Origin of the sequence: Mycobacterium sp. 3519A, from assembly GCF_900240945.1 — a bacterium.
GTDB lineage: Bacteria > Actinomycetota > Actinomycetes > Mycobacteriales > Mycobacteriaceae > Mycobacterium.
Genome location: NZ_OESG01000014.1, coordinates 2,528,399 through 2,547,414, shown reverse-complemented (window position 1 = coordinate 2,547,414; position 19,016 = coordinate 2,528,399). Strand labels below are relative to the sequence as shown.

The 19,016-nt window shown below is 65.1% G+C and carries 19 protein-coding genes; 13 read left to right on the top strand and 6 right to left on the bottom strand.

Annotated features, from left to right (window positions below; translation table 11 throughout):
- Positions 1–133: 133 nt before the first annotated feature.
- Together C1A30_RS33560 and C1A30_RS33555 are read right to left on the bottom strand one after the other, a co-directional pair.
- Positions 134–655, bottom strand: a complete 522-nt coding sequence (locus C1A30_RS33560; protein ID WP_101952492.1) for a 2'-5' RNA ligase family protein — start codon at positions 653–655, stop codon at positions 134–136.
- Between the two features lie 3 nt (positions 656–658).
- The gene (locus tag C1A30_RS33555) at positions 659–934 is read right to left on the bottom strand and encodes a DUF1876 domain-containing protein (protein WP_101953073.1); all 276 of its coding nucleotides are present in this window, start codon (positions 932–934) and stop codon (positions 659–661) included.
- Positions 935–1,029: 95 nt separating this feature from the next.
- Between C1A30_RS33555 and C1A30_RS33550 the strand changes: the two genes are divergently transcribed.
- From C1A30_RS33550 to C1A30_RS33535, 4 genes are all read left to right on the top strand, one after another.
- Positions 1,030–1,737 (top strand): alpha/beta fold hydrolase, encoded by a 708-nt coding sequence (locus C1A30_RS33550; protein ID WP_101952491.1) that lies wholly within the window; start codon positions 1,030–1,032, stop codon positions 1,735–1,737.
- Between the two features lie 81 nt (positions 1,738–1,818).
- Entirely contained in the window at positions 1,819–3,357 is a 1,539-nt protein-coding gene (locus tag C1A30_RS33545; RefSeq protein ID WP_101952490.1) for an arylsulfatase, read from the top strand.
- Positions 3,358–4,254: an HAD family phosphatase gene (locus C1A30_RS33540; protein ID WP_101952489.1), complete on the top strand. Its 897-nt coding sequence runs from the start codon at positions 3,358–3,360 to the stop codon at positions 4,252–4,254.
- A complete protein-coding gene (locus C1A30_RS33535; RefSeq protein ID WP_101952488.1) occupies positions 4,247–5,128 on the top strand; it encodes a formylglycine-generating enzyme family protein in 882 nt (293 codons plus the stop codon). The genes C1A30_RS33540 and C1A30_RS33535 overlap by 8 nt, the downstream gene beginning before the upstream one ends.
- Before the next feature lie 69 nt (positions 5,129–5,197).
- Here C1A30_RS33535 and C1A30_RS33530 read toward each other — a convergent pair whose 3' ends face one another.
- Together C1A30_RS33530 and C1A30_RS33525 are read right to left on the bottom strand one after the other, a co-directional pair.
- Positions 5,198–5,644, bottom strand: a complete 447-nt coding sequence (locus tag C1A30_RS33530) for an SRPBCC family protein (protein WP_200828586.1) — start codon at positions 5,642–5,644, stop codon at positions 5,198–5,200.
- Positions 5,645–5,922: 278 nt separating this feature from the next.
- Positions 5,923–7,074 (bottom strand): erythromycin esterase family protein, encoded by a 1,152-nt coding sequence (locus C1A30_RS33525; protein ID WP_160112821.1) that lies wholly within the window; start codon positions 7,072–7,074, stop codon positions 5,923–5,925.
- Positions 7,075–7,280: 206 nt separating this feature from the next.
- Here C1A30_RS33525 and C1A30_RS33520 point away from each other — a divergent pair, with 206 nt between their 5' ends.
- From C1A30_RS33520 to C1A30_RS33485, 7 genes are all read left to right on the top strand, one after another.
- The gene (locus tag C1A30_RS33520; RefSeq protein ID WP_101952485.1) at positions 7,281–7,514 is read left to right on the top strand and encodes a hypothetical protein; all 234 of its coding nucleotides are present in this window, start codon (positions 7,281–7,283) and stop codon (positions 7,512–7,514) included.
- Positions 7,515–7,577: 63 nt separating this feature from the next.
- Entirely contained in the window at positions 7,578–8,741 is a 1,164-nt protein-coding gene (locus tag C1A30_RS33515) for a lanthionine synthetase LanC family protein (RefSeq protein WP_142392704.1), read from the top strand.
- Between the two features lie 6 nt (positions 8,742–8,747).
- Positions 8,748–9,713 (top strand): thiopeptide-type bacteriocin biosynthesis protein, encoded by a 966-nt coding sequence (locus tag C1A30_RS33510; RefSeq protein WP_101952483.1) that lies wholly within the window; start codon positions 8,748–8,750, stop codon positions 9,711–9,713.
- Positions 9,706–12,096 carry a lantibiotic dehydratase gene (locus C1A30_RS33500; RefSeq protein WP_142392703.1) on the top strand — a complete coding sequence of 797 codons (2,391 nt, stop codon included), beginning with the start codon at positions 9,706–9,708 and terminating at the stop codon, positions 12,094–12,096. Before C1A30_RS33510 ends, C1A30_RS33500 begins: the two co-directional genes overlap by 8 nt.
- A 73-nt stretch (positions 12,097–12,169) precedes the next feature.
- Positions 12,170–12,937, top strand: a complete 768-nt coding sequence (locus C1A30_RS33495; RefSeq protein WP_101952480.1) for an SDR family NAD(P)-dependent oxidoreductase — start codon at positions 12,170–12,172, stop codon at positions 12,935–12,937.
- On the top strand, positions 12,934–13,764 hold the full coding sequence (locus C1A30_RS33490) for an SDR family oxidoreductase (RefSeq protein WP_101952479.1): 831 nt from the start codon (positions 12,934–12,936) through the stop codon (positions 13,762–13,764). Before C1A30_RS33495 ends, C1A30_RS33490 begins: the two co-directional genes overlap by 4 nt.
- Positions 13,765–13,773: 9 nt before the next feature.
- Entirely contained in the window at positions 13,774–14,940 is a 1,167-nt protein-coding gene (locus tag C1A30_RS33485; protein ID WP_101952478.1) for an AI-2E family transporter, read from the top strand.
- Here C1A30_RS33485 and C1A30_RS33480 read toward each other — a convergent pair.
- Complete coding sequence (locus tag C1A30_RS33480; protein ID WP_101952477.1) at positions 14,921–15,748, bottom strand: dienelactone hydrolase family protein; 828 nt, start codon at positions 15,746–15,748, stop codon at positions 14,921–14,923. The genes C1A30_RS33485 and C1A30_RS33480 overlap by 20 nt on opposite strands.
- 8 nt (positions 15,749–15,756) lie before the next feature.
- On the bottom strand, positions 15,757–16,434 hold the full coding sequence (locus C1A30_RS33475; RefSeq protein ID WP_101952476.1) for a DUF4245 domain-containing protein: 678 nt from the start codon (positions 16,432–16,434) through the stop codon (positions 15,757–15,759).
- Between the two features lie 56 nt (positions 16,435–16,490).
- On the opposite strand from C1A30_RS33475, the gene glpX reads away from it, so the two are divergent.
- Complete coding sequence (gene glpX, locus C1A30_RS33470) at positions 16,491–17,519, top strand: class II fructose-bisphosphatase (protein WP_101952475.1); 1,029 nt, start codon at positions 16,491–16,493, stop codon at positions 17,517–17,519.
- 23 nt (positions 17,520–17,542) lie between these two features.
- Complete coding sequence (locus C1A30_RS33465; protein ID WP_101952474.1) at positions 17,543–18,967, top strand: class II fumarate hydratase; 1,425 nt, start codon at positions 17,543–17,545, stop codon at positions 18,965–18,967.
- The last annotated feature ends 49 nt before the right edge of the window (positions 18,968–19,016 follow it).

Sequence of the window (19,016 nt, the reverse complement as noted above, 5' to 3'; positions counted from 1 at the left end):
TACCACAGGACCCGCACCGAGCGGCGTCCCGGCTGGCAGAACTGAACTTCCCCCGGTTTTCTCCCACGTCAATTGCATGATTGCCTACCGACCGGCAGATCCGCCTCCTAACGGCCAAATTTTGCCCAGGCAATCACGGCAGGTTCGGCAACCGGCTGAGCTCCCCCGTTGCGCTGTTCACCAGCGCGGCGCGGTCCAACCGAGCCTGCAGCGGCAACACGTCCATCACCGCCGCCACGACCGCCGGCAACTGAGCGAGCGTTGCCCGCGGCGCCAACGAGCAGTGCGGCAGCCACACGCCCGGCCGGTAGTGCTTGTGCAATTCCGCTCCGGTGCCGACGACCGCCTCGACAACCCGCTGCTGGCGGGCCACGAAGTCCGCGCTCACCCCGGCCAGCAACCAGGTGCGCCCGCGGCGGAACAGTCCGACGCCGTCGAAGCTGAGGTCGACGGCCTCGCCGCGCAGCCCAGCCAGCGCGGCCGTCACAGCGGACAGGTCCCAGTCACGCAGCACGGCATACGACACGTGCGGCACATGCCTGCCGTGGGTGTGCGAGCGCAGACTGCCGACGCCCTGCTCCTCGACCCGGTCCCACAACCCCCGGACGGCCCGTTCGGAACGCCGGTCGAACAGTAGACAGACGGCCAGCGCCACCTGTCAGCGGTACAGGTGCACGGGCTGGTGGGTGGCCTGCTCGATCCGCAACGACGCCCGCTGGAGCAATTCGGTGCCCAATGCGATCAGCCCGCGCGCCGCGGCGATCTCCTCGCCGATCATGGGTTGGCTGCTGTCCTTCGGGTTGCGGAACGCGTCCCCCAGCGCGGTCACCGCCTCGTCACCGCACCGGGCGCGCACCGTCGCATGCGTGTGAGTCTCGTCCTCGTCGAAGTCGATCTCGACGCGCCACTTGTTGCTCAAATCCTTGTCATACATGGCCATCACCTTCCGATACCAGGGTGCGCCGATCCCGGGCACTTCGCATCGAAACCGCACACGGGCCGGGATCGAGCGGGCATCGTTGTCCGGCGATGGCCCACTCCCGCTTCGCCGCCAACGGCGCCACCCGCATTCACTACCTGGACTCCGGCGGCCCCGACCACGGCGCGCCGATCGTCTTCGTGCCCGGCATGACCGACGTCGCCGACGACTACGTCGAGGTGCTCCACCTGCTGGGCCGCCGCACGGTGGTGGTGGAGCTTCGCGGCCACGGCTACAGCGATGCGCCGGAAACGGGTTACGACCTTGCGGCGCTTCGTGACGACGTGGGCGCGGTGGTCGACGCGGTCACCGACGGGCCGGTGCATGTGATGACGTTCTCCCGCGGCACCACGTATGCGGTCGCGTGGGCGCTGGCGAACCCGGATCGGGTGCTCTCTCTGGCGATCGGCGACTACGTGCCTGCCGAGATCGTGTTGCCCGACGCGCACATCCACCGACTGCTCGACGGCCGGTGGCGCGGCACCCCGGTCTCCGACCGGCTCGACTACGACGCCGCCGTCAAGACGTTCCGCGCGGCGCAGAACCGGTCGTTCTGGGAGCCGCTGTCGGCGTTGCAGATCCCGATGCTCGTGGTGCGCAGCCCGGATTTCCCGTTGGTCGACGATGCGGCGTGGGACCGGTACCGGCAGTTGTTCCCGTGGGCGGACCTGCACGAGTTCACCGACTCGCCGCATGACATCTTCCGGCCCGACCGCGGCCGGTACCCCGGGCTCGTCCGCGATTTGACGAATCGTTGAGTCCGTTGCGCAAACCCCCGGTTTTGACGCGTGCCGCTCCCTAGGCTTCAACACAGACGTCAATTGGTGAAGGAGCCCGCCATGCCGAACGGAAAGCCGAACATTCTGGTCATCTGGGGCGACGACATCGGCATCACCAATTTGAGTTGTTACAGCGACGGCCTGATGGGCTACCGGACCCCGAACATCGACCGGATTGCCGACGAGGGCATGCGTTTCACCGATTCCTACGGCGAGCAGAGTTGCACCGCAGGTCGGTCGGCGTTCATCACCGGGCAGAGCGTGTACCGGACTGGGCTGTCGAAGGTCGGCATGCCCGGCGCCGACGCCGGACTGCAACCCGAGGACGCCACCATCGCCGACTGTCTCAAACCGTTGGGCTACGCCACCGGGCAGTTCGGCAAGAATCACCTTGGCGACCTGAACAAGTACTTGCCGACCGTGCACGGCTTCGACGAGTTCTTCGGCAACCTCTATCACCTCAACGCGGAGGAGGAGCCCGAGCAGCCCGACTATCCCACCGCCGAAGAGGCGCCCATGATGCGCAACGCCTTCCTTCCGCGTGGCGTCATCCATTCGTGGGCCACCGATGTCGACGACGACGAAACCCATGAGCGCTGGGGACGCGTCGGCAAACAACGCATCGAAGACACCGGTCCGCTGACCAGGAAGCGAATGGAAACCATCGACGACGAAACCACCGCCGCCTGCGTCGATTTCATCAGGCGCCAGGCCGCGACGGATACGCCGTTCTTCGTGTGGATGAACACCACGCACATGCACTTCCGGACACACACGAAACCGGAGTCGGTGGGGCAGGCCGGCCGCTGGCAGTCGCCGTACCACGACACGATGATCGATCACGACAAGCATGTCGGCCTGCTACTGGACACCCTCGACGAACTCGGCATCGCCGAGGACACGATCGTCATCTACAGCACCGACAACGGACCGCACGCCAACAGCTGGCCGGACGGCGCCACCACACCGTTCCGCAGCGAGAAGAACACCAACTGGGAAGGCGCGTTCCGAATTCCGGAGATGATCCGCTGGCCGGGCAAGATCCCCGCAGGCGTGGTGTCGAACGAAATCATCCAGCACCACGACTGGTTCCCGACGTTCCTTGCCGCGGCGGGAGAACCCGACATCATCGAGAAGCTGAAGAAGGGCCACAAGTGCGGCGACAAGACCTTCAAGGTCCACCTCGACGCCTACAACATCCTGCCGTACCTGACCGGCGAGGTCGACGAGAGCCCACGTAAGGGCTTCATCTACTTCTCCGACGACGGCGACGTGCTCGGTCTGCGGTTCGACAATTGGAAGGTCGTGTTCATGGAGCAGCGGTGTGAGGGCACGCTGCAGATCTGGCAGGACCCGTTCACACCGCTGCGCGCACCGAAGATCTTCAATCTGCGCACCGACCCGTTCGAGCGCGCCGACATCACTTCGAATACGTACTACGACTGGATGATCGATCGCATTTATATGGCGTTCTACGCCGGCGCGATCGTCACGCAGTTCCTGGACACGTTCAAGGAGTTTCCGCCGAGGCAGGAGCCGGCGTCGTTCACCATCAATCACGCAGTGCAGAAACTGCACGAATTCCTCGCGAAGGACTAGATGCTCGAGTCGTGGAACGAGGGAGCGACGAAGTCGGCGATCGTCGACTTCGTCGGCCGGATCACCACGCATGGCGGGCCGGATTACGTTGAGCCACATCAACGCATCGCGGTGTTCGACAACGACGGCACGCTGTGGTGTGAGAAACCGATGTACATCCAACTCGACTTCCTGATCCGCCGGTTCGTCGAGCAGGCCAAGGCCGACCCGGCACTGCGCGGCAGGCAACCGTACAAGGCGGCATTCGAAGGCAACCTGAGGTGGTTCGGCGATGCGGTGACGAAGCACTATCAGGGCGACGACTCGGACGTCAAACCCCTTGTCGCAGCGATCCTCACCGCCCATCACGAGATCACGGTCGAACAACACGCGGGCCGGGTCAGCGCCTTCTTCGAACAGGCCACGCACCCCACGCTGAAGCGGCCCTACACGTCGTGCGGATACCGTCCGATGGTCGAGTTGCTCCGCTATCTGGAGGCCAACGCGTTCACCAACTACATCGTGTCCGGTGGCGGCCGCGACTTCATGCGACCGGTTACCGTTGCGCTGTACGGAATTCCGCCGGAGCGGGTGGTGGGAAGTTCGGTCGGGCTGGACTACCGCGACGGCGATCTGTACACCACCGCGCAGCCCGAATTCCTCGACGACGGGCCGATGAAGCCGGTGCGACTGTGGAGCAGGATCGGACGCAGGCCGATCCTGGCTGCCGGCAACTCGAACGGCGACATCGAGATGCTGGAGTTCACCCGCGGCCTGCGACTGCTGGTGCTGCACGACGACGCCGATCGTGAGTTCGACTACGCCGCAGGCGCTGAGAGGGCGCTGACCCAGGCAGCGATGGACGACTGGACCGTGGTCAGCATGCGCGACGATTGGACGACGGTCTTCAGTGACTGACGATCTGGTGCGGATACCGGCGCAGACCGTCGCACTGGGTTCCGACGCGCACTATTCGGAGGAGGCGCCGGTCCGCGAGGTGCACATCGACGAATTCCGGATCCAACGCCACCAGGTCACCAACGCCGAGTTCGCCGAATTCGTTACGGCCACTGGATATGTCACCGTCGCCGAACGTCCGCTGAACCCCGCCGACTATCCCGGCGCGCCCGCCGCGAATCTGCAGCCGGGCTCGATGGTGTTCACCCGCACCCGCGGTCCCGTCGACCTGCGGCACCTGAACCTGTGGTGGACGTGGACACCGGGCGCATCGTGGCGGCATCCGGTCGGCCCGCATTCGTCGATCGACAAGCGCGCCGACCATCCCGTCGTACATGTCGCCTTCGAGGATGCGCAGGCGTACGCCGCGTGGGCCGGGCTTGCACTGCCGACCGAGGCCGAGTGGGAGACCGCGGCCCGCGGCGGTCTCGCCGGCGCCACGTACACCTGGGGCGACGAGCCGGAGCAGCCCGGCCGACCGCTGGCGAACTACTGGCACGGCGACTTCCCGTGGCGGCCTGAGCGCGGCTACGGCCGCACCACACCCGTCGGCAGCTTCCCGCCCAACGGTTACGGGTTGGCCGATATGGCGGGCAACGTCTGGGAGTGGACCACCGACTGGTACACCGACACCAGGTCAACCGATTCCTGTTGTGAGGCAGACAGTTACGATCCCCGCCAACCGCAGTTCCAGATCCCGCGCAGGGTCGTCAAGGGCGGCTCGTTCCTGTGCGCCGACAACTATTGCCTGCGCTACCGCCCCGCCGCGCGTAGGCCGCAACCAGTCGACACCGGCATGAGCCACGTCGGCTTCCGCTGCGTCCGGCGCTCTTGATCGCGGCGAAACGGCATTCCAGCACGGAAAGTTCGAGAAGAGGCGTGCCGGAATGCCGTTTCGGCGAACTCAGGCCTCGGCGGCCTTCTTGATCGCGGCCAGCGTGGCGGGGATACCGGTCCTGGCCGCTTCTCGCCGGCTCGCGAGCTCCGCGTCGGCGTCGGCCCCGAAACGCTTGTGGAAGCCGGCGATACCGGCAGGCAGGAACTCCCACGACTCGGTCAGCTTCGTACCGTCACCCTCGGGCTCGAACGTGTAACCCCAACGTGTCCAACCGTTGTTGACCTCCCACGCGAACTCCCGACCGGGCTCGGCGGCCACCACCTGGCAGCGCGTCTCCCAGGTCCGCTCGGGCAGTTCGTTGCGTCCGGTGAACCACGCCCCGACACGCGGGCCGTCGCCCTCGTCCCACCAGCAGGCGCGGCAGATCGGGCTCCACTCGCCCATCCTGGTCACATCCGACACCAGCGCGTACAACTCGTCGGGCGTCACCGCCACGGAAATCGACTCGGACATCTGCAGATCGCTCACTCCACAAGTCTGCCCTACCGCTGGGCTGCTGCTTGTGCAGGCCCGTGCATATTCAGTAAATGCGCCGCCAGCCGTTTATCCCGAAACCGAGCCGTTGCCGGTTATTGTCGTCGACAATTTAAAAGTGTGATCAATAGCTCGACAAGCAAGATTAGGAAAGTAGCTGAAATCAAGCCTGGGTGACGTCACGAATGGACCCAGGTATGCGGCGTTACATATCACACGAAGGTGTTTCCGAATCAGGGAACGCTCAGTTTTCCGGTCTACCACGTCGCGCCGCGATCCCGGATGATTTCGGCGGGCGTTACTTCTCGGATCCACACCAGGACATCGAATATTTCTGTGATGGGCTTCGGTGTCGTGAATTGTGAAGTATCAGCAGCAAGGCCGACCTCGCGTATCGCCAACGGTTGACGCAGAGGATTCTCGCCGTTGCGCATCGCTCGTAAGTCGATGAAGCAGTCCCCGACGCCAGCCCGTTGAAGCAGCGCCTCGATACTGTTGGGCGGCGGCAGCTGCGCCGTCGCTGGCCGCAGCCGGCGAGTGTGGATGGCGCGATCCCCCGGCTCCCATGCATGGAAGCTCCCTGCGCCGAACGCCACACCGATCGCGCCATAGTTGTGGGCTCGAGCCAGATGGCCGCCCGCCCTGGCCGACCACTTCGACACATGACCGTTATGGGCCCAGAACGCCACGCGACTGGGCTTCGTGATGGCCTGCTGCGCCGAGAGGTTCTCAGCCAGGCACCGATCCCGGTACTCCCAGGGCGTGGGATCTGTCGCCGAGATGGCCTTCAGGCGTTCGTACTGGCCCCACTGCTGGAAGGTCCGAAACAACAGCTGGTCGGCCTGGCTGATCGCCTGCTCCCGAAGCATGACTGAGGACACCGTCTTCGCCATCGCGCTCCAGCGAGCAGCGCTCACACGGTGATCCTTGCTTTCTGCGGCGAGCTCTTGAACCGTCGCCAACGCATTTGACAGGGGCATACCCGCGCGCCGTCGCAACTCGCCGAGGACGCGTTCTGGAGGTGGACCGTCCATGTCGACGCCTCGGAGCATCACATCGCGTTCAGATGCGACCGCACCGAGCCAACCGAAAAGATCCTGTACCTCCTCATAGACCCACGGGTACACGAGGCGTACCTCCTCGCGAGGCAGGCCCCCACGCTCACCGAGGAATCGGTTCACCAGCTCGATGTGGCCGACCCCCCGCTCCCACGCCACGAGCATTCGGCCCGGCATGGCGGACATCTCCCGCACGATGGCACGTTTCAGGCGCAAAGACTGGCTGTCCCCATGCGTCGGCTCTCCCAGCCCGACCACGTCGACATCGCCGATCATCGCCATCAGAGGACCCACCAGCGGCTCGCCGCCGTGCCACCGCAGTGGAGCTGTGTACTGCCTGATGTCGTCCATCGTTTGCAGAATAGAAGAGCGCGCGGAATGACCCAAGATATACGACAGTGATGAAATATATGACTGCTGCGAAACCAATTTCGACATTCCCCGTAATCGAAGGCAAAATTTCACTCGCCAAAAGCATCTCGCCGGCTTAATCTGTATGTCACACAGGAAACGTTTCCTGTGTACTCAACAGCCATTCTGATCGGGAGGGGAATATCATGGCTGACATCGATCTGGAACGTCGCCTTGCAGCGCTGGAAGTGAGGATTCTCGGGGTGGGCAGCCTCGGCGCGTTGCGCGCCGCGGACGACACCAACGGCTGCACGAACTGTGACACGAATGGGTGCACCAACTGTCGCGCCACAGACATGATGAACGTGCTGTTGCCCGGCGTGGACCGAGCACTCACCAGCCGTGAGATCGCCACCATCGTCGCCAAGGCCGAGGGCTAGTCGCGCTGTCTGTCCCAGGAGCCAAGACTCGGCAACGGGTCTTGGCTCTCGGTGGTGGGAATCATGACCGAGCGTGAAGACCGGACGCTGGCTCTGGCAGTCGACCTGCTGACCGAGTACGTCAACGACATCAAGACGAGAAGTGGTAGCGGACAAGACGCCGGGCCGGCCATACTTGCCGCCACCTTGTTCAGCGTCGCCCCCGACGCCGAAGATTTATGCCTGCGGGCGCTGAAGCGGTGGCTCAACGACATGCCCGCCGTTTTCAGGGGCGTCGGCGCGTTCGGGGGGCTTGGCGGTCTCCTATCCGGCCTGCGGGCGGTGTCGGCGTTGACGGATGCGGTCGCCCCGGCCTACTCGGCGCTCTGTTCCCAGACACCCGAATGGCTCGCCCACGAACGTTGGCGGACCAACGATGTCTCCTGGCCGGACTACGACCTTTTCTTCGGCCCGGCCGGCGTCATACGCGCCGGGCTCTACCCCGGCGGTCCTACGGACATGGTCGCTCCCGCCTTAAAACACCTCATCAGCATGGCCCTGACCGAGGGATTGGAAGCCTTCCGGGGTGGACCCGAGATCGATCACAGGAGCGCGTTCAATATCGGCCGCGTCAACACGGGTCTTGGCCATGGGATGGCCGGAGTGGCAAGCGCACTCGCGCATGCCCTTCGCGGATCCGGTTACGAGAGCGCACGTCCCGCCCTCCGCCGGATATGCGACTGGCTGGTCGCACAGACCTACACCGACGACCTCGGCCTGATCACGTGGCCGCCGGTGGGTGGACTCGATCAGGAATCGTTCGGAACTCGTCGACGACAAGCTTGGTGCTACGGCACTCCGGGGGTTTCGTGGACGCTATGGGAGGCCGCCGACTCGCTCGCCGACGACGCCATACGCGAACTGGCGGAGGACGCGATGACCAGCTTCATCGCCGTGTTCGACGAGAGCCTCCACCTTGACCGCGACGCCGGCGAGAACCTGGCGGTATGCCACGGCGCGGCAGGGATACTCGCAGTCGCCGACGCGTATGCGCGGTTCACCCTCGTGTCGTCGGCTCGGGCACTTCGCGACCATCTGCTCGACTATTTGATCGACCACGCCGCAGCGCTTCGCGAGCACGGTCGGCATGACATGTCGTTACTTACCGGCGCCGGTGGCGTGGCCGCCGTCGCCTTGACAGCCACGGGCGCCGAACGGCAGTGGCTGCACCACATCGCCGTTCGCTGACCACGCATGGGCACATCACAGGACATCGCCGTCGCGGACTTTATTCGCTGTGTCGCACAACGACTCGAGACTAGGGATGCGGCATGCCTGCCGCCCGGCCGTACCGTCGAAGAACTATCCGATCTCTTCGTTCAAGGGGGCGTCGAAGCGCTCGATGCGGCCGCCTATGCGCATCGCTGGGTGCAGCGCTCGATCCAGGTGAATCAGTCGGCAATGCAACCGTTGATGTCCGCCGTTTCCGAGCTAGCAAATGCGCTGCTGCAAGACGGGGTCGCCGAGAACTTTTTCTTCATGCGCAAGCCGCCCGGTCTGCGGCTGCGATTTCAGGCCGCCAGAGAACGAGCGGCCCTTGAACAACGCCTCGCGCAAGAGGTCTCGGCTTGGCAATCGCGCGGGCTGGTGTGCGCCCACAAGCCAGCGGTATACGAGCCCGAGTACCAACTCTTCGGTGGCGTTCAATCCATGGACCATGTCCATGCCTTGTTCACGATCGACAGCTTGTTCTGGAGCACGTTCCTGGGACGGTCGGACGGTGAAACGGCGGACACAGATGCATGGTCGCGATCTCTACGGCTGCTCCGCTCCGTATTCGAGGGCTTGGCGATTCTCGGTTGGGAGGATTTGGGCGTATGGGACGCGGTACTCGAAGACACCGGCCGTCGCTTGGCTCTCGATCTGGAGTACACCGAAGGGTACCGCGATCTAGCCGCGCTCGTCCGTGAGGTGTGGGCGGAATCAGCGCAAAGCCTTGGCACTGTCGACGCGCTCCAGCGAGCGTGCGCTGATCTCGCCCGGCAGCAGGCGGCCCGTTGGAGAACAGGCTATTTTGAATGTGCCGGTGCGCGTATCGGTCCTCGGCAGGGCGCCGCGTACTTCACAATCTTCCATTGGAACCGTGCCGGATTCTCCTCCATACAGCAAGGACTGGTGGCGGAGGCGCTGGCTACGCGGCGCGAGCGGGCCGATGGTTGACGGCGAAGATTGGCTGATCGCCCGCGTCAACGGGGTTCCGGCGACCTGGTGGATCGACGGAGGTAGCCCCGAGATCTTCGCCCTCGCAAGACATCTCGAGGTAGTCGAATCGTCGTTACGACAGATCGGACCGGTAGTGGCGGAGACGATCGGTGAACGGCTAGTGCCCAACGACGACGTCAGCGGCGAAGAGCGAAGACAGGTGCTGGCCATCCGCCGCCGGCTCCATGGTGGCAGAAGCGTCGAGGCCAGCATGCTGAACGGCGCGGCGTCCCTCGCGCGCCGCCAGGGCGAGCCAGACTTGGCGGCACAGCTGGAAAGGTGTGCCGAGTTGACCGCCGAGGCAACTCGCATGAACCACGAACTCGATCGTGACATCGAGTCCGAGCGCAATCGGCTCCTCACCATCCCGGCCCGGATTGCGTCTGAGTCGCTCTGTGGTTTCGCACTTTTCGGTTGCGTCGAGCTTCCCCGTGAGTGCACTCTGAATAAAAGGAGTTGGCGACGATTCGTTCGTTGTTGGGACCTTGTCGGTCGAGCGGCGGTTGTCTCAACGCCTCGGGGCTGGTTCAGCCACATTGCGGTACTCCGTCCACGCGACAGCTCAGATCCGCCCCGAGTTGGAACCGGCGCAGGAGTGTGCTGGACCGAAAGTGTCCGCGAGGTTCGACGAATGCTCACGCACGCGTCGACCGTCGACGAGTTCTCGCGTCTCGCCGTCGGGACGAATCCTTTGTCGTGGACGGAGGAAGAACATCGCTACGCCCTTGTTCTCGATCAGTTCGATGAGCCGTCATGCGTAGTCCTCCGCGAGACGGAATTCCTCTCCACGTTGTTGCGGGCCGCCACACGGCCGGTGACGCTGACCGAGCTCTTCGCGCGCCTGGACATCACGGACGAAGCAGAGCGGCGGTCATTCGGCGAATACGTCGGTCAGCTGCTTCGCACCGGCATCCTGCAGGGGTGCGCACCACCGCTGAGGTCGATTCGTCGGGCCGACATGGGCAGGAAGGTGACCCCGACCGAAGACCCGGTCACCCAGCCGAAGGGGTGGGTTGACGTGTATCGCGATGGCTCACCGGGCGTTTCGAAGCAGATGGTGGTGGGCCTGCGCGAACGAACACAAGCGGCACTGCGGTTTTTGGCCGCGGTGTCGACGCCGTGGCGCGACGGGTTCCGGGGCACGGCAGATCGTTGGACGGTCGTCGACGTGTTGAAAGCGATGCTGGCCAGATCTGTCAACCAGCAGGACCCGGCCACCGAAGATGACCTGTCCCCTTCCCCACCCGCCACTCCGCAAGCAGCCGAACTCACCAATTTCCTTGCGTCTCAACCGACCAACGCCGATGTCATCAACGTTCCGAGTGAGCTGATCGGTGCATTTGCACCCGACACGGACAACGGAACTTGGCCTGTTGATTGCCTGCTTCGGGTGCCCGACACCTCGGTGGCCGGCCATGGCCCCGTTCTCGTCGAGATATGGCCGGCCGGAACAATCGACTCGCGGTTCGCAGATGGCTCGCGCGAGTTGGGCGGCGCGTTGCCCGGTGAAGCCGCGTATCGAGATTTTCTGCGCCGAATCGAGGATCTGACAGATGTGCAATTCGTTGAGGTCACGGTCCCCCCGCTCTCCGACGCAGCCGACAACGCGGTCCGCCGTCCTGGCTACACGTCAGCGTGGACGGGCGATCCAGCAGCGGCAACCTACTTCCCGTCCGACGCGGCGCCTCTTGAGTACATCCCATTGCGCGACATCGAGCTCTTGCGGCGGCCTGATGGCTACCGATGTTGCTTCAATGGTCGTCAACTCTGGCCGTGCTACCACGCCACCAGAACGTTTTCGCCGCCATGGGACAACGTCGCGCATGCACTTCTGATGGCTTCACCACTGGCCTTCCCAAAACGGTTCCGCCGCCCGGACATACTTTTGAGGGAGCATTGGGGCCGAAACACAATGCCGCGTGTCGTGCTTGACGGAGACCTTGTCTTGAGCCCGGCACGCTGGGACCTTTGCGGCTCCACTTTCTGGGAGCCTGGCGCACCACTACGGGAGCGCCTCCGGGCACTCGGCCGCACTCGTCAGCATGTCGGCCTGCCGCGATGGGTCTTCGTCAGCGACCCTGGCGAACGAACTCGCATCGGGGTGGATCTGGAAAGTCTCAGTGCGCTCGAGCAGATCGATGCTCTGCTCAAGCACCAGAGGTCACTGATTGTGACGGAGATGCTGCCGGCGCCAACTGAGCTCTTGATGGGTGACGACACTTATCCATCGAATCCGGTCGCCTCCGAACTTGTCGTTCGGTTCCCGCCTGATGAGGAGTTGGGTCCCCTCGCCGGCCAGATCGCCGACAGGCTCGCACCGTGGCTGCATACGGCTGAGTAGCCCCTATTGCACTTTCGACTCGCGAATGTGAAATTAGAACGCGTTCTACTTCACTGTCGAAGGGCAACCTCCGATGACCAACGGCAACCAGCGGAACGCGGTCGTGGTCGGTGGCGCCTCCGGGATCGGCTGGGCGACGGCGCAGGCACTGGCCACCCACGGCGACCGGGTGACCATCGCCGATCGCAATGCCGACGGGGCGCATGCCCGCGCCGCCGAACTGGGCCAGCGGGCGGCAACAGTCGACGTCACCGACGAGGATTCGGTGCGACGACTGTTCGAACAGACCGGCCAGGTGGACGTCGTCATCAACTGCGCGGGCTACTCGAACATCGGCCTGATCACCGACATGCCCGTCGACCAGTTCCGCGATGTCGTCGACGTCTGCCTCACCGGTGCGTTCATCGTCGCCAAGCACGCAGGCCGCACGCTGCGACCCGGCGGCGCGCTTGTCTCGATCAGCTCACTCAACGCCCGTCAGCCCGCGGCGGGCATGAGCGCCTACTGCGCGGCCAAGGCCGGGTTGTCGATGCTGACCCAGGTGGCCGCGCTGGAACTGGGCCCGAAGGGAATCCGCGTCAACGCCGTCGCACCGGGTTTCGTCCACACGCCGCTGACCGAACCCGCCGCCGCGGTGCCCGGCGTCGTCGAGGAATATCTGGAGAACACCGCGCTCGGCCGCGCAGGCACACCCGAGGACATCGCCGATGCCGTGCTGTACCTGTGCTCGCCTGCCGCGTCGTGGTTGACCGGCGAGGTACTCGACCTCAACGGCGGCGCGCACCTGAAACGCTATCCGGACATCCTCGGCCACGTCATGAAACTGGCTGATAGCCAATGAATTTCGCGGGTAGGCAGGCGATCGTCACCGGAGCGGGTTCGGGTATCGGGGCTGCGCTGTGCCGCGCCCTCGTCGGTGCGGGTGCCACCGTCGTCTGCACCGACATCGACGCCGACGCCGCCGACCGGACCGCAGCTGCGCTTGGCGCCAACGCGACCGCAGCCCGACTCGACGTCACCGACGCGGCGGCGGTGCAACGAACCGTCGACGAGGTCGTCGACCGCGCGGGCCGACTCGACCTGATGTTCAACAACGCGGGCATCGTGTGGGGCGGCGACACCGAACTGCTGACGCTGGATCAGTGGAACGCGATCATCGACGTCAACCTGCGCGGCGTCGTACACGGGGTGGCCGCGGCCTACCCGCTGATGGTGAAACAGGGCCACGGCCACATCGTCAACACCGCCTCCATGGCGGGCCTGACCGCGGCGGGCCAGATCACCAGTTACGTCGCCACCAAACACGCCGTCGTCGGACTGTCGTTGGCGCTGCGCTCGGAAGCGGCCTCCCGCGGGGTGGGCGTCCTGGTGGTGTGCCCGTCCGCCGTCGAGACCCCGATTCTGGACAAGGGCGCGGTCGGCGGGTTCGTCGGTCGCGACTATTTCCTTGCGGGCCAGGGCACCAAGACCGCCTACGCCCCCGACCGGTTGGCGAACGACACCCTGCGCGCCATCGAGAAGAACAAAGCGATTCTGGTGAAACCTCGACTGGCACATGCCCAATGGCTGTTCGCCCGCCTCGCACCGACTCTGATGAACCGGGTGTCGATCGGCTTCATCGAAAAGCAGCGCGCGAGCCAGACCACAGGACGTTCCCAGCTAAGCTAGCGTCACAGCATGGAAACCGAGTTCACGCTGACACAAAAGCGTGCACTGGCCGTCGCGACCGTGATCGCCCTTGCCTTCGGCGCCTACTTCCTGCGCGGCTATTTCATTCTCATCGTCGTGGCGGCGGTCGCGGCGTATCTGTTCACGCCGCTGTACGACCGGTTGAACAAGCGGTTCGGGTCGGGGCTTTCGGCGACGTTGACCCTGCTGGCCGCCATTGCCGCGGTCGTCGTGCCGTTGGGCCTGTTCGTGATGCTGGCCGTCGTCCAAATCACCAACATGGTCGAGAAGGTGGCGGACTGGGTCGGCAGAACCGATCTGTCGGCACTCGGCGACCAGGCTCTGCGTTTCGTCAACGACGTGCTACACCGGGTGCCGTTCATCAACGTGACGGTCACCCCGGAGTCACTGCGCGGTTCGATGGCCACCGCCGCGCAGAAGATCGGCGAATGGCTACTGGATCTGCTGCAAGGCGCGGCGGGCAGCGTGTTCGGCGCCGTGACGGCGGCCATCCTGTTTCTCTACGTGTTCCTGTCGTTGTTGACCAACCGCGACAAGGTGCTGCTGCTGATTCGGCGCTTGAACCCGCTCGGCGAGGACATCACCGACCTCTACATGTCGAAGATGGGTGCAATGGTGAAGGGCACGGTGATGGGCCAGTTCGTCATCGCCGTCTGCCAAGGTGTCGCAGGTGCGGCATCCATCTACATCGCCGGTTTTCACCAAGGCTTCTTCTTGTTCGCGGTGTTGTTGTCGGCGTTGTCGGTGATTCCGCTCGGCAGCGGCATCGTCACCATCCCGTTCGGAATCGGAATGATCCTGTTCGGCAACGTATTCGGCGGCATCTTCGTGATCGTGTTCCACCTCATCGTGGTGACCAACATCGACAACTTCCTGCGCCCGATCCTGGTGCCGCGCGCGGCCCGGTTGGACTCTGCACTGATGTTGCTCGCGGTGTTCTCCGGCATCGCGATGTTCGGTGCGTGGGGCATCGTGATCGGTCCGGTGCTGATGATCGTGATCGTCACCACCATCAGCGTCTACCTTGCGGTGTACAAAGGCGTGCCGATGGCAACACCCGAGGACGACGACGAAAAGCCAAGGAAGCGTAAGCTTCCCGGCTGGTTCACCCGCCTCAAAGGCAAGCCCGCGAAGGCTAGACCAGCCTCTCGGTGAGGAACTGCACCACCCGCTTGCGCGCCTCATACGCCGGGTGCCCGTCGCGCTCGCGCACCTCCAGCGTCAGCACCGAGTGGGCCATCTTGCCGAACCCGTGTGGGTTGCCCTTCTTGGAATCGATCTCGATGACCTCGAACGCATCACCGAGTCGAGCCTTCAGCGTCTTGAACCGCTCACCCGGCGACAGCGGGTCTTCACTGAACCGCAGACCCAACGCGCACAGGCCCTCGTCGGCGGCACGCCGTTCGATGACCTTCAGCTCTTGCTCGGACAGTCCAGGATCACGTCTCATCTTGGGCGTCAAGAAAATCGGCGTCGACGGCTGGCTCATCACCGGCGCCAACACACTGTCGTCCACCGCGGCAGCCAGTGCGAAGCCGCCCGTGAAGCACTGCCCGATGACGCCGACGCCCTTGCCCGGCGTCTTCTCGTTGAGGTCGCGGGCCAGCGCGCGCAGGTAGTGCGCCACCGGACGGTCGGCGTTGAGCGCGAAACCCGCGAATTCCCTTGAGATACAGGCACGCACCGTGACCGGAATGCCGCCCGGCCTGACCGCCGCCGCACCTGGCGTGCCGAACAGCGACGGGCACGCCACAGTGAAACCGTTGTCCACCAGGTGATTACCCAGGCCGATGACTTCGGGCGTCATCCCCGGCAATTCGGGGATGAGCACCACACCGGGGCCCTCACCCTTGCGGTAGACGTCGTGTGTGTACCCGGCGGCGGAAAACGGCGCGACGGTCCAGCCGGTCAGATCACCTCGCGGAGCCGACTGGCCGGCGACCTTTGCATCCCGTGCGGTCATCGAGTCCCCTATTTGGCGGCAAGTGGTGACGCGGTCTGCGTCGCCGCCGCCAGCGTACGGTACTCATCCGTACCCGCGGCGCCTGTTATGGCGATCTGCGCCGGGCCGCCCGGACCGGCGAGCCGGGTGGTCCACACCGGCTCGGCAGGCTTTCCGTCCGCGGCCGTGCCCTCGTACACCACCCAGGTGACCCCGTCGACGTCCTGGCTGCCGGTCGGATACACGTCGACGCCCAGCGAAGAGATCAACTTGTCCTCGTCGGCGTTGCTCTGCGTCAAGCTGACGTACATCCCGCTGGGTGCGAGGTAGCCGACGGTGGAACTGACGGCGCGCGTCTGCTGACGCGAGACCGGGTCCATGCGACCACCCTCGATGCCCTTGCGGCTGCCGGAGTTGGCGTGCCAGCCGTCGGGCAGTTGCGGCAGCCGGATCGGGATCTTCAGCGCGTCGGCGTCGGCCTGCAACGCGGCCGGGGCGTCGTAGTCCGGGGCAGGCCCCTTGCCGGGCCCGTTGGGGGCGAACGAGCACATGCCGAGCACCCCCGCCAGCACGATGCAGGCGACCACCAGCGGCGCGATCGACCAGAACATGTCCCTGCCGTCCTGGAGGACCCGCGGCTTCTCGGGTTTGGGAGCCGGAGTCACCTGGCCGGCGACGTCGGGCGGGGGTACTGCTTGTCCACTCATCACAGCCAGTATCCCAGCTGCCGATCCTCGACCGGTTAATGGGAGAATCTGCACCCATGAGCCCCTCCCGCGGAGAAGCCCCCGATCGCAACCTCGCCCTCGAACTGGTCCGCGTCACCGAAGCGGGCGCCATGGCGGCAGGCCGTTGGGTAGGCCGCGGCGACAAGGAAGGCGGCGACGGCGCGGCCGTCGACGCCATGCGTGAGCTGGTGAATTCCGTGTCGATGCGCGGCGTCGTGGTGATCGGCGAGGGCGAGAAGGACAACGCGCCCATGCTCTACAACGGCGAGGAGGTCGGCAACGGCGACGGCCCCGAGTGCGACTTCGCCGTCGACCCGATCGACGGCACCACCCTGATGAGCAAAGGCCTGTCCAACGCGATCTCGGTGCTCGCGGTCTCCGAACGCGGCACCATGTTCGACCCGTCGGCGGTGTTCTACATGAACAAGATCGCCGTCGGCCCCGACGCCGTCGACGCCATCGACATCACCGCCCCGATCGGCGAGAACATCCGCAAGGTCGCCAAGGCCAAGAACGTGTCGGTGTCCGACCTGACCGTGTGCATTCTGGACCGGCCGCGCCACGAGCAGTTGATCGCCGATGTCCGCGCCGCCGGCGCCAGGTGCCGGCTGATCTCCGACGGCGACGTCGCCGGCGCCATCTCGGCGTGCAGGCCCAACACCAGCACCGACCTGCTGGTCGGCATCGGCGGTACGCCCGAGGGGATCATCGCCGCCGCCGCCATCCGCTGCATGGGCGGCGCGATCCAGGGTCAGCTGGCCCCCAAGGACGACGAGGAGCGACAGAAGGCCCTCGACCGTGGCTACGACCTGGACAAGGTGCTGTTCACCGAGGACCTGGTGTCCGGAGACAACGTGTTCTTCTGCGCCACCGGCGTCACCGACGGCGACCTGCTCAAGGGCGTGCACTTCTACGGCGGCGGCTGCACCACCCAGTCGATCGTGATGCGCTCCAAGTCGGGCACCGTGCGGATGATCGAGGCCTACCACCGGTTGTCGAAACTCAACGAATACTCTGCCATCGACTTCACCGGCGACTCGAACGCCGTCTACCCGCTGCCCTGACCCCGCCGAAGAAAAGGAACCGAATGAGCGTCGACAACGACAGCCAGACCGGGACTGAGTACCGCATCGAGCACGACACCATGGGCGAGGTCCGGGTGCCGGTCGCCGCACTGTGGCGCGCGCAGACCCAGCGGGCTGTCGAGAACTTTCCGATCTCGGGGCGGGGCCTCGAGCGCACCCAGATCCGCGCGCTCGGTCTACTCAAAGGCGCTTGCGCGCAAGTGAACAAGGACTTGGGGCTGCTGGCGCCGGAGAAGGCCGACGCGATCATCGCCGCGGCCGCTGAGATCGCCGACGGCCTGCACGACGATCAGTTCCCCATCGATGTGTTCCAGACCGGTTCGGGCACCAGCTCGAACATGAACACCAACGAGGTGATCGCGAGCATCGCCGCCCGCAACGGCGTGACGGTGCACCCCAACGACGACGTCAACATGTCGCAGTCGTCGAACGACACCTTCCCCACCGCCACTCACATCGCGGCGACGGAAGCCGCTGTGCGGCATTTGATTCCGGCTCTCGAGGTGCTGCACGAGTCGCTGGCGAGCAAGGCGCGGCAGTGGCGGACAGTGGTGAAGTCCGGCCGCACCCACCTGATGGACGCCGTGCCGGTGACGCTCGGCCAGGAGTTCTCCGGCTACGCCCGCCAGGTCGAAGCGGGCATCGAAAGAGTGCGCGCGACGCTGCCCCGACTCGGCGAGCTCGCCATCGGCGGCACGGCCGTCGGCACCGGCCTGAACGCGCCCGATGACTTCGACGTGCGGGTGGTCGCGGTGCTCACCGAGCAGACCGGCGTTGCCGAATTGCGGGTGGCCAAAAACCATTTCGAGGCGCAGGCGGCCCGTGACGCGCTGGTCGAGGCGTCGGGCGCGCTGCGCACCATCGCCGTTTCGCTGACCAAGATCGCCAACGACATCCGGTGGATGGGCTCGGGCCCGCTGACCGGCCTCGGCGAGATCCAGCTCCCCGATCTGCAGCCCGGTAGCTCGATCATGCCCGGCAAGGTGAATCCGGTGCTCCCCGAGGCGGTTACGCAGGTCGCCGCCCAGGTGGTGGGTAACGACGCGGCGATCGCGTTCGGTGGCGCGTCCGGCGCCTTCGAACTCAACGTGTACATCCCGATGATGGCCCGCAACCTGCTCGAGTCGTTCAAGATCCTGACCAACGCATCCCGGTTGTTCGCCGAGCGCTGCATCGACGGTTTGGTGGCCAACGAGGAGCGGTTGCGCGAACTCGCCGAATCCTCACCGTCGATTGTCACCCCGCTGAACTCGGCCATCGGTTACGAGGAGGCGGCCGCGGTCGCCAAGCAGGCGCTCAAGGAAAAGAAGACCATCCGCCAGACGGTGATCGACCGGGGCCTGATCGGCGACAAGCTGTCGCTGGAGGAACTGGATCGGCGACTCGACGTGCTGCAGATGGCCAAGGTCAAGCCGGGCGACGACTAACAGCGCCCAATCGCTCGCGGGCAGCTAACATTCGTCGAGGATGACCGCG